A 12,262-nucleotide genomic window follows, 5' to 3' on the forward strand; every position below is an offset into this window, starting at 1 on the left:
TTTTCCTGTTCTTTTATTTTAAACACTTGTTTACGAAAATCTAAACTATAACTCATACAGCTAAGATAAGACTTTTTATAATGAGTCCGCTATATTAATACATGAAAATCCCTTATTTATTTTTCCATTCATGACGGAAGATGTTTGCATTCCATAGAAAGACTATCCTTAGAGCATCTGTCGAAATTCTACGGATTGATTGATTCTTATTTCTACACAGATTCTGCTCTTAAAGAAGCAACATTCTTTTTACTTTAAACAATTTTACTCTTAAGTTTTTTAGGCAATAATCTGTTTAAAAGCTAATTCTCCCAATATAATATCGCTTACAAATTCATTCCGAACTATAAATGGATGCTATTTACTTATTCATGATTTCCAGCAATTTACAAAAATAGCTTTGCGCATAAATTCCTTTTAAGAAATATGATCTTTTTTAATCAAAATTTTTATTGTTCTTCGTACAGGAAAGACTTTTTAATATCTCTGCACTTTGCTCCGGTGTGATATCACGCTGAGCTTCGGCGAGCATTTCATAACCGACCATAAATTTTTTCACTTCTGCACTTCTCAGCAAAGGCGGATAAAAATGCATATGAAAATGCCACTCCGGATGAGATTCTCCGTCGGTTGGCGATTGATGAATTCCCGCTGAATAAGGAAAGGAAACATTAAAAAGGCGATCGTATTTCGTCGTTAGATCTTTTAAAATTGATGCTAAAGATAATTTTTCGTTTTCGGAAAACTCAAGTAAATTTTCAGTTTTTCTTTTGCTTACAATCATCGTTTCGTAAGGCCATATTGCCCAGAACGGAACTAATGCAGCAAAATCTTCATTTTCTAAAATGACTCTTTCATCGGCTTCCAACTCTTTTTTTACATAATCTTCTAAAAGAGAAGCACCGTTTTTTTCAAAATATCTTTTAAGATTTTCCTGCGTTTTTAATACAATAGAAGGAATTGAAGACTGTGCCCAGATCTGACCATGCGGATGCGGATTGCTGCAACCCATCACCTGACCTTTATTTTCAAAAATCTGAACGTGATTGATGTAATCGAGATTTCCCAGTTCCTCATACTGTTTCTGCCACACATCAACAACAGTTTTAATGTCATTAACTTCCATATCGGGCAACGTAAGACTATGATTTTCCGAAAAGCAGATAACCCGGTTAATACCTCGTTCAGGTTTTAATAAAAAGAAATCTGAAGTTTCACCAGAAAATTCAACATCATCTTTCATTAAGGAACCAAAATCATTATCAAAAACATAAACTCCCTGATAATCCGGATTTTTTTCCCCATTAATCCGAATGTTTCCCGAGCATAAATAACAATTCGGATCATGAGACGGAAGCTGTTCCCATGACGTTTTTTCGGTCTGTCCCTGCCAAGGTCGGTTCGCTCTTTGCGGAGAAACCAGAATCCATTCATCCAAAAGCGGATTGTATCTTCTGTGAGGATGATTTTTTTGATTAAATGATGATTTCATTTCTCTGGTATTCATTAATTCCGTCCGATATTTTTACTTTGTAAATTTTCATCTCGATATTGTACGCCTCTTTATATTGAACAGTGATATTTTCAATAACCTGATTTACATTTTCATCTTTAATAAGATTGATGCTGCAGCCGCCAAAACCGCCTCCCATAATTCTTGCGCCTAAAACGCCTTCTTCTTTCAACGTTTGTTCAACCATAAAGTCGAGTTCATCACAGCTTACTTCAAATTCAGTCGAAAGTCCGGAGTGGGTTTCGTTCAAAAGCTGTCCAAGATATTCTATATTGCCTTCTGACAAAGCTTTTGCTGCTTTTTTCACCCTTTTAATTTCCTTGAGAAGATAAAAGCATCTTCTGTAGGAAATCTCCCCCATTTCTTCTCTTGCCTCATTCAGCATTTCAAAACTGAAATCTCTGAATTTCTGTACTTCAGGAAATTTTTCACCCAAGATTTTTTTACCGTTGTCAACATCTCTTCTTCTGTCATTGTAGCCGGAAGTAAGATGGGTATGTTTTACACAACTGTCGAAAAGAACCAGACTGCAACCTTCCATATTGGCTTCAAAATACTGATGTTCCAGAGAGTTACAATCCAGCATCATCACCTGATGCTCTTTTCCGAAGACTGACGAAAACTGATCCATAATTCCGCATTTTACCCCTACAAAGGTATATTCAGATTGCTGACCAATGACCGCTATTTCTTTTTTATTTAAATTTAAATCGAAAATTTCGTTGAGAAGATAAGCAAATCCACATTCTAAAGCTGCTGAAGAAGATAAGCCTGAACCCATCGGAATCGTACTGCTAAAAGCAATCTGTAATCCTCCGACTTCTTTTCCAGATTCCTGAATGACATTGAAAACACCCAACAGATAATTCACCCAGGTTTGCGAAACCGGAAACTGCTTTTTATGAATGTCAAAACTGAAAGAATCATTAAAATCCTTCGCAAAAAAAGAAATTTCGGCATCCTCTGTTTTTTTTACAGCAAAACAAATGTACTTATCAATAGCTGCAGGAAGAACGAAGCCGTCGCTGTAATCTACGTGTTCTCCAATGATATTGATTCGTCCCGGCGCGAGAAAAATTCTTTCAGGTTCTGACTGAAAAAATGCCCGAAATGCGTCTTTTGTGTGATTGATTAAATTATCCTGCATACCTGACTGCAATTTATGATTTTAAATTTTTTTGTCGCGAATTCACGAATAAAATTTGTCTTTTTCTCTAAAAAATCGTGAGTTGTGCCAAAAATTTAAATCAAGCAATTGTCTATTTTCTCTTCATTACTTTTTTCACCGCTTTAACAATATCATTGGCAGTTAATCCGTATTTTTCCATCAGCTGATCCGGTGTTCCGCTTTCCCCGAAGCTGTCGTTTACAGCAACATATTCCTGAGGAGCAAGGTATTCTGTAATCAAGAGCTGAGCGACACTGTCTCCCAATCCGCCTAATCTGTTGTGTTCTTCCGCAGTTACCACACAGCCCGTTTTTTTAACGGAGTTAAGAATTGCTTCTGTATCTAATGGTTTAATGGTGTGAATGTTAATAATTTCAGCATCGATTCCCTGCTCTTCCAGAATTTCTCCGGCTTTAATGGCTTCCCAAACCAAATATCCTGTTGCAATGATGGTTACATCTTTTCCTTCATTCACCATCCATGCTTTTCCAATTTCAAATTTTTGATTTTCCTCCGTAAAAACCGGAATTACGGGACGTCCAAAACGCAGATAAACAGGACCTTCGTAATCTGCAATAGCAATGGTCGCCGCTTTCGTCTGGTTGTAATCGCAGGTATTGATCACCGTCATTCCCGGAAGCATTTTCATTAATCCGATATCTTCCAGAATCTGGTGGGTTGCACCGTCTTCACCTAACGTTAAACCGGCATGGGAAGCACAAATCTTCACATTTTTTCCGGAGTAAGCCACCGACTGACGAATCTGATCGTACACTCTTCCTGTAGAAAAGTTGGCAAAAGTTCCCGTGAAAGGTATTTTTCCTTCCGTTGCAAGACCTGCTGCCATACCAATCATATTGGCTTCCGCGATTCCGATCTGGAAAAAACGCTCTGGAGCTTTTTCGATGAATTTTTCAAATTTTAAAGAACCGATAAGGTCTGCGCAAAGCCCGACAACATTGGGATTTTTATCAGCCAGTTCTGCCATTCCTGCTCCGAAGCCGCTTCGGGTGTCTTTTTTCTCTGTGTAGGTATATTTTTTCATTTGTATATTAATTGTGGATATTTTTTTAACGCAAAAAGCGCAAAGATTTTTTCATCTTATTGAGGATATTTCCGGTCGCAAAGGCGCTTTGCTCAGCTAAAAGTGGATTTCTCAAGTAAATTTTATCCGATGTTTTTACAAAATATTTTTTTTGTGAATACTAAAAGCTTTACAGGTCACCTCTACGATGTTTTGTGATGCCGAATTATTTTGATCTATTATCACTTTGCTCCTACGGAGCATTTTTTATTCTAAAGCGTATTTAAATGGAGCCACAGCGTGGCGAACTGTTTGTTAATAGAAAAATTAATTCTAGAGAATCCAGCTCCGTAGGAGCGACCTGTAATTTAACATCACAATAAATTCTATTGTTATTTCCGAAAACTTTTTCTCTTTAATGCTTTGTTCGTTGATTGATTTGGAACGGCGAATCTCTCGCAGCCCGGCTTGAGTGGAGCTCTTTTTGCAAATTTCCGCGGTGGAAAAGCCTTGGAAATTTGCAAAAAAGCGGGAGCGGAAGACGGATAAAGCTGCCCAAATAATTTTAATAATCACCCAAAGTTTCTTCGAGTTGATCTAAAGCTTTTTCTAATTGTTCATCATTCGGTGCTTTTCCGTGCCAAGCGTGAGTTCCCATCATATAATCAACGCCGTAACCCATTTCTGTTTTCAGGAGAATACAAATCGGCTGCCCTTTTCCTGTCAAAGATTTGGCTTCGTCCAGAATTTTTAGAATCTCTTCCATATCGTTTCCGTTTTCCACTTCAAGAACTTTCCAGTCAAAAGCTTCAAACTTGGTTTTAAGATTTCCCAGAGAAAGTACTTTGGATGTGGGGCCGTCAATCTGCTGTCCGTTATAATCTACGGTGGCGATGAGATTATCAACTCTGTTGTGAGAAGCATACATAATCGCTTCCCAGTTCTGCCCTTCCTGCAATTCGCCGTCGCCGTGAAGACTGAAAACCAAATTAGTATCTTTATCTAATTTCTTTCCGACCGCATGACCGACTGCCACAGACAATCCCTGTCCAAGTGAGCCTGAAGCAATGCGAACTCCGGGAAGATGTTCGTGCGTAGTCGGATGTCCCTGCAATCTGGAATTCAGTTTTCTGAACGTTGCCAGCTCAGATTTGTCGAAATATCCTGAGTGTGCTAAAACACTGTAAAAAACAGGGGAAATATGACCGTTGGAAAGATAAAATACATCTTCGCCTTTTCCCGTCATATCAAATCCTTCTTTTCTTTTCATTGCATCGAAGTAGAGCGCTACAAGAAAATCTGTACATCCCAATGAACCTCCCGGATGTCCCGACTGGCAGGCGTGAACCATTCTTACAATATCTCTGCGAACCTGTGAAGCAATATTTTTTAATTTTTGAATATCGTGCATATTTTTTATTGCATTTTTTGTGAATCTTTAATGAACTGCTCCAGACCGGAATCCGTTAAAGGATGCTTTAGCAATGACAAAATCGGAGGCAAAGGACAGGTTACCACATCAGCACCGATCTTTGCACAGTTAATGATATGCATCGCGTGGCGAACAGAAGCTGCCAAAATTTCAGTTTCAAAACCATAATTGTCGAAAATGGTTCTGATTTCCTGAATTAAATTAAGACCATCGGTGGAAACATCATCCAGTCTTCCTAAAAATGGAGAAACATAAGCTGCTCCTGCTTTTGCCGCTAAAAGTGCCTGTCCTGATGAGAAAATTAAGGTACAATTAGTTCTGATTCCTTTTTGGGAAAAATATTTGATCGCCTTGATTCCGTCTTTAATAATAGGAACTTTTACTACAATATTAGGGTGAATTCCCGCCAACTCCTCGCCTTCTTTGATTATTTCCTCATAGGTTGTGGAAAGAACTTCTGCCGAAATATCGCCGTCTACAATTTCACAAATCTCTTTGTAGTGCTGCAAAACAGCTTCTTTCCCGCTGATTCCTTCTTTCGCCATAAGAGACGGATTGGTGGTAACTCCATCAAGAATTCCCAAATCCTGCGCTTCTCTGATCTGCTCTAAATTGGCAGTATCGATAAAAAATTTCATATGTAGATTATTATTGATTATTTTTTGGTTAAATGTTTTATTTTTAGTTTTAGTTGTTTCATCATCAACAGTCAGTTTATCATTCTGTAGGAATCTAAATCTTTTTTTTCCTGTTGAGATTCTTACGGAATGACAAACAAAACATTAAACGTCTGATTATTAACAAATAAGACATTCATTAAAGTTGAAACCATCAATTAAGTGTTAAATTCATACTTAATTCATAAAACAAACAACTACCTGTCTCAAAAAGATTTAGAAGTTATTTGTTTAAAATTAAATAGATTGATCAATTGTGATGTCCCATATTGAGTTTGATCTTCTTTAGATCTTCAAGCTGATGGACAGGTTTTTCAATATCAGACGGAATAGGTCTTTTGGAATAGGTCTGAAAATAAAGCAAACAGGCATCTTTCCACCAAACTGCATCTTTTGCCTGAATTTTCAGTTTGTCCCGAATCTCTGAAAACCTTTGACTATCAATATAGGGCTGTATTTGATCCCAGATTTTCTGATAGTTTCTTACATTCTGAACTCCCGAATCATATTTATAGCACAGCTCATCCCAAAGTGTTTTTCCGTCTTTCATTCTGTAATCCCACGGAACATGATGAAACCAGAGAATCAGGTTTTCAGGTGTTGTTTTAATGTTACCATAGATTTCGTTAAGCGGCGGAAAATACTGGGAAACGGCATTGCTTCCCGTTTTTGTTCTGTCGAAACCGAGTCCTTCTGCATCAGCCTGATGATAATAAACCGGCGACCAGTCGGGTCTTCCCCCTTTGTAATCGCCCCACGGTTCCGGACCGTAATGATGTCCTCCGGCGAAGATATGATGAAGACCAAGCGGCATCATATAATCTACTGCAGTTTCACGGGAAGTCAACATTATTTTTTTAACCGGATCTACAAAGTTTTGCTGATCTGTAAAAGTCATTTTAATCCATTCATCTGCAATCTGTTCCGAAGTTAAATTGTGATTCCATGCCAAACGTCCGAACGCATACCAATTGGCTTGGGCAAAATGATGTCCTGTCCAGTTTGTATCTTCTCCTATATTGGCAACTGCAGCAATGGCAGTAAGTTTTGCAGGTCTTAATGTTCCGTCTGTAATTTTAGCAATTGTGGAACCTTTTCCATCTGAAAAAGTATCGCTATCTAAAGTTTCTTTGAATAACGGTGCCAGAAAAACCAAATGATTTGCCTGTCCTAAATATTCCTGCGTAATCTGAAATTCAACCATTTCAGAAGTTTTTCTCAATGCTCCGAAAAGCGGGTTAAATGCTTCTCTCGGCTGAAAATCAATCGGTCCGTTTTTAATCTGAATAATCACATTGTCTCTGAATTTTCCATCTAACGGAACAAATTCCAGATGAGCTTGTTTTGCACGGTCATCTTTGCTTGGACTGTACACAAATGCTCTCCACATGACGATTCCGCCGTAGGGTTTCAGAACATCCGCCATCATATTCGCTCCGTCTGCATGTGTTCTTCCGTAATCCTGCGGTCCGGGTTGCCCTTCGGAATTGGCTTTTACCAAAAATCCTCCAAAATCAGGGATCAATCTGTAAATTTCTGCGGCTTTATCTTTCCACCATTTCTGAACCTCCTGATTCAACGGATCGGAATTCTGCAGTCCTCCCAAAACTTTCGGTGAAGAAAAATTAACTGACAGATAAATCTTAATTCCATAAGGTCTGAAAATATCGGCTAACACTTTGACTTTTTTAAGATAATCTTCTCGAAGCATATTTGGTGAAGCATTCACATTGTTAAGAACCGTTGCATTGATCCCGATGGACGCATTGGCTCTTGCATATTCTTCGTACCTCGGGGAAATCTTACCTGGTAAATCTTCCCATTTCCAAAGTGAATGACCGGCATAACCACGCTCAATCGTTCCGTCCAAGTTGTCCCAGTGATTGAGAATTCTTATGTCGTAGGAAGGTTTTTCTTCTAATTTCAAATTAGAGAAATTAGTGTTTTGCTGCTGCAAATTTAAAAGATGATAGCTTCCGTACAGTAATCCTAAATCTGTTTTTGCAAGAATGCTGATTTTTTTTGGAGTAGAAACTATTCTGTAACCGTCTTTAAAATTTTCCGGAAATTTATCAATCTTTAAATCAACAACCTGTCCTGCCCAATGTTGATTGAGTTCCTTTTTAGCGATTTCAATGGTAGGACTTTTACTGTTTGAATTCACAATATTTCTTGACTTGGGATTTACCGGATATCTTAGCCACAACTGACTCCCGTCTTCAGCCAAAGCCATGAATGGAATGATGAGAAACAGTAATATATAGTTTCGGAAATGTTGCATTATTTTAAATTTTTGCTTTAAATTTCATAGGTTTTAACTACGGCTGTTGAGATTGAACCCTTCGGGTTCGGCTTATCTTCGATAATATTCCATAGGTTTCACCTACGGCTACTTTTGTTGAACTCTTCGAGTTCTTTTAAGAAACAGACTTTGTCAAAGTTGTAGAAGTTACTGCTGGTCTTCCAGTCCTTCAATCGTTTTTATTTTTCCATTTACACCGTATTCCAATTCAACGACTTTCATGCTTCTCAGCCATGTTTTTCCGCCACTAGGAACAGAATCATGGAAGAACAGATACCATTTTCCTTCAAATTCTACAATGCTGTGATGAGTTGTCCATCCTACAACCGGGGTTAAAATTTCACCCTGAAAAGTGAACGGACCGTAAGGATTATCACCCACTGCATAGCAAATCAAGTGCGTATCTCCTGTGGAATACGAAAAATAATATTTCCCGTTGTATTTATGTATCCATGATGCTTCGAAAAAACGATGTTTATCACCATGAAGCAATGGGTTTCCGTTTTCGTCAATAATCACAACATCTTTTGGCTCTTCGCCAAATTCAAGCATATCATCGCTGAGCATTACCACTTTTGATGAAATGGCAGGTTCATTATCGTTAGGAAGAATAGCAGATTCCAAGGCTTTATTGTTTCTGTAGCGTTGTAATTGTCCGCCCCAGATTCCTCCAAAATACATATAATGTTTTCCTTCGTCTTCAAAAAGACAGGGATCTATGCTGTAACTTCCCATCATCGGATGTTTCTCCGGAATGAATGGTCCGTAAGGTTTATCGCTCACCGCAACGCCGATTCTGAAAATATCGTTTTTATCCTTTAAAGGAAAGTACATATAGTATTTGTCATTTTTAAAAGCCACATCGCAATCCCACAACTGTCTTCCCGACCATGGAATATCTTGTACGGAAAGAACAACACCGTGGTCTGTAACTTCTCCGTTTTCTACGTCATCAAGAGAAAAAACATGGTAATCATTCATATCGAAATGGTCGCCATTGTCATTTTCTTCGATGCCGCTTTCGCGGTCGTGAGAGGGATAAATGTATAATTTTCCTTCAAAAACGTGTACGGAAGGATCTGCCATATAATCTTTCGGGAAAAGGTATTTTGCTTTGTTCATTTTATAGTTTAGATTTTTAGATGATAGATTTTATTTTTTAACCACAAAAGGCACAAAAGATTTTATTTCTTTTATTAAGTTTTCCAAAAGCTAAAAAAAGAATATGTCATAAACATTTCACTTTTTTGTTCTTTGGATAATTTTATTTCAATTTTTCCTTTGTGCCTTTTGTGGTTTAATAATTATTTTTCTTTGGTTAACTTAATGATTTTTTGCACAACAGGTTTTGCCTGATAATTTCTGTCGAATGGCAGCGGATAATCGGTTCTTCCTTTTACCGGAAAATCGTTTTTCCAGGATTGATTGTCGGTAACGCCCCAAAGTGTTACTCTCCGGATTTTATCCTGATGTTTGATGAATAGCCTGAAAAAATCCAGATAGCGGTTTTCCCATTCTTTCGTTACATTTTCAGGTAATCCTTTGGTGTAAGGGTTCATTTTGGCTTCATATTCCACTTTGTCGGCAACGTTGGCAGAAGTTCCCCATGGAGAAGGCAGCGCACTGATTTCCATTTCGGTAATATTGACTTTTACTCCTGCTGCTGCATAATCAGTGATTGCTTTTTCATATTCTTCCAGTTTTGGAGTGTCAAGTCCTACGTGCGTCTGCATTCCTACGCCGTCGATGCGGATTCCTCTGGATTTTAAATTTTCAACAATTTTGGTAACGGTTTTTACTTTTTCCGGAAACCATTCGTTGTAATCGTTGTAGTACAATTCGGCATTTGGATCTGCTTCCTGCGCATACTGAAAAGCCAACGGAATGAATTCTTCGCCCAGAATTTCGTAAAATTTGCTTTTGCGGTACGTTCCGTCTTCCATAATCGCTTCGTTCACAACATCCCAACCTTTTACACGACCTTTATATCTTCCGACCAAAGTTGAAATATGGCTTTTCATTCTCTGTTTCAGAATTTCGGGCGAAACGTTTTTTCCGTTATTGTCTACGAAAAACCATTTTGGTAACTGGGAATGCCAAATCAACGTGTGACCGATGATGAACATTTTATTTTTATCACCAAATTCTACAAATTTATCTGCATCGTCAAAGAAAAACTGCCCTTCCTGCGGTTGTATAAACATGGATTTCATACAGTTTTCTGCAACGATAGAACTGAATTGTTTTTTGATAATTTCATCCGACTTTACATCGGTACCGTTAATTTGAGGAAGGCTCATTGCTGTTCCGATGTAGAATTTATTTTTGAAAGCATCTTTCAGGGAATCTTTTGATGATGCCGAACTTGCGGTTTTGCAGGAAACGGTGAGGGTTAAAATTCCCAGTAATGCGGCTATTTTTTTCATTTTTAATTTTTATTATTTATTCTGAAACTTTAACAGGTCGCCTCTACGAGGCTCAATGGCTTGAATATATTGGCTATTAACAGTTCGCTCCTACGGAGCTTTGCTTTTCCTATTATATATTAAATCCTAAATCTAAAACATAACCGATATTATCTTTGAATCTCGCAGCCCGGCTTGAACGGAGCTCTTTTTGTGAAGCAAAGCGGAACAAAAAAGCGGGAGTGGAAGACGGATTAAGCTGCCCAAATGATGAAACCCATATTAATCTTCTTTTCTCCTTCTCTCTTTCAGATCCTGCTCGATTTGGGTTTCCATTTTTTTGTTGATTTCGTAGAACATTAGTAATCCACACGCTGCAAAAAACGGAATGGCCGGAAAAATACTGACCAGCATCTGAGCTCCATTCGCTACGGATTCCGGCTGGATCACCTTTTCCGTACCTTCCGAAGAAATGTAGCCGTAATGTCCGATAATAGAGGAAACCAGTGAACTTCCGATGCTTAAACCAACTTTTAGTCCGACCATCATTGCCGAGAAAATAATCGCGGTCGCGCGTCTGTTGTTTTTCCACTCGGAATAGTCGGCAACATCGGCAATCATTGCCCAAAGCAAAGGTGTGCTGATTCCGTAGAAAAAGCCGTGTAAAATTTGCGAAAGGAACATTAATCCCACCGATTTTGGCGGGTAAAAAATGAATGCCACAATGAATAAAGTTGAAATGAACAGAGAAGCAATGAACGCGTCCCTTTTTCCATATTTATCGGCAAATCTTTTTGAAAAGGTAATTCCGATGATCATCATGATAATTCCGCCTGCATTAAAGAGCCCGAAACCTGCTGAACGAGGATCTTCTCCGAAGAAATTCATCCCGATGGAGCTGAAGAATGCCGTAATTGGTGATATGAAATTTTTCAAGGAAGTTTCATCCACATAATTGTTGAAATAATAGACATAGGAACCTCCTTTCATTGCCAGAGTAATGAAAATCAGTGCCGTAACCACCAACATAATGATCCATGGTTTGTTTTTCTTTAAATCTTTTAAATCTGCTCCCAAAGTGGACTCCTGTTCCGGTTTTGGAATAACTCTTTCTTTGGTTATGAAAAATGTAATGAGCAACATTATGGTTCCTATAATCGCCAACCACGTCATTACGATTTCGATTCCGACTGCTTTATCGCCGTTTCCTGCTGATAAAATAATCGGCAACATAAAAACCTGCACGAAAAACTGTGCAAACATGACGGCTACGAAACGATAAGACGAAATACTGTTTCGCTCGCCCATATCGCCTGTAATCACGCCACTTAAAGCAGCATAAGGCAAATTATTAGCAGCATATAACAGCAGTAGAATCGTATATGTTGCCGCTGCATACATCATTTTTCCCTTATAAGAAAAATCTGGGGTGCTGAATGCAAAAAGGGCTGCAGCACCCAATGGAACCGCTGAAAATAATATCCACGGACGGAATTTCCCCCATTTGGTTCGTGTTCTGTCTGCCAAAGCACCCACCATCGGATTGAATCCAAAACCTGCAATCAGTCCGACAATCAAAGTGATAATGGAGGCATCTTCCGGTTTTAATCCGTAGATATCGGTGTAAAAGTAAGCTAAATACGTAACCAAAGTCTGGAAAACCAGATTGGCTGCTAAATCTCCCAAACTGTAGCCGATTTTTTCAACGACAGATATTTTTTGAGATGAATTGTTCATGTTA

9 protein-coding genes are annotated in these 12,262 nt (G+C 38.4%); all 9 read right to left on the minus strand.

Annotation, left to right across the window (positions count from 1 at the left end; genetic code table 11):
• Positions 1 to 436: 436 nt before the first annotated feature.
• Positions 437 to 1,492, minus strand: coding sequence for a UDP-glucose--hexose-1-phosphate uridylyltransferase (locus tag BW951_RS20170; protein WP_076396212.1), 1,056 nt, complete (start codon positions 1,490 to 1,492; stop codon positions 437 to 439).
• Positions 1,476 to 2,660 (minus strand): galactokinase, encoded by a 1,185-nt coding sequence (gene galK / locus BW951_RS20175; RefSeq protein ID WP_076396122.1) that lies wholly within the window; start codon positions 2,658 to 2,660, stop codon positions 1,476 to 1,478. Before galK ends, BW951_RS20170 begins: the two co-directional genes overlap by 17 nt.
• A gap of 112 nt (positions 2,661 to 2,772) precedes the next feature.
• Positions 2,773 to 3,726, minus strand: a complete 954-nt coding sequence (locus BW951_RS20180) for a transketolase family protein (RefSeq protein WP_076396124.1) — start codon at positions 3,724 to 3,726, stop codon at positions 2,773 to 2,775.
• Positions 3,727 to 4,270: 544 nt separating this feature from the next.
• A complete protein-coding gene (locus BW951_RS20185) occupies positions 4,271 to 5,116 on the minus strand; it encodes a transketolase (RefSeq protein WP_076396126.1) in 846 nt (281 codons plus the stop codon).
• A 5-nt stretch (positions 5,117 to 5,121) separates the two neighbouring features.
• Positions 5,122 to 5,775, minus strand: coding sequence for a fructose-6-phosphate aldolase (fsa, locus tag BW951_RS20190; RefSeq protein WP_076396128.1), 654 nt, complete (start codon positions 5,773 to 5,775; stop codon positions 5,122 to 5,124).
• Positions 5,776 to 6,064: 289 nt separating this feature from the next.
• Positions 6,065 to 8,095, minus strand: coding sequence for an alpha-glucuronidase (locus BW951_RS20195; protein ID WP_076396130.1), 2,031 nt, complete (start codon positions 8,093 to 8,095; stop codon positions 6,065 to 6,067).
• A gap of 168 nt (positions 8,096 to 8,263) precedes the next feature.
• Positions 8,264 to 9,238 (minus strand): glycoside hydrolase family 43 protein, encoded by a 975-nt coding sequence (locus BW951_RS20200; RefSeq protein WP_076396132.1) that lies wholly within the window; start codon positions 9,236 to 9,238, stop codon positions 8,264 to 8,266.
• 182 nt (positions 9,239 to 9,420) lie between these two features.
• Entirely contained in the window at positions 9,421 to 10,542 is a 1,122-nt protein-coding gene (locus BW951_RS20205; protein ID WP_076396134.1) for an endo-1,4-beta-xylanase, read from the minus strand.
• A gap of 261 nt (positions 10,543 to 10,803) precedes the next feature.
• On the minus strand, positions 10,804 to 12,258 hold the full coding sequence (locus BW951_RS20210; RefSeq protein ID WP_076396136.1) for an MFS transporter: 1,455 nt from the start codon (positions 12,256 to 12,258) through the stop codon (positions 10,804 to 10,806).
• Positions 12,259 to 12,262: the final 4 nt, after the last annotated feature.

The organism is Chryseobacterium gambrini (genome assembly GCF_900156825.1).
GTDB classification, from domain to species: domain Bacteria; phylum Bacteroidota; class Bacteroidia; order Flavobacteriales; family Weeksellaceae; genus Chryseobacterium; species Chryseobacterium gambrini.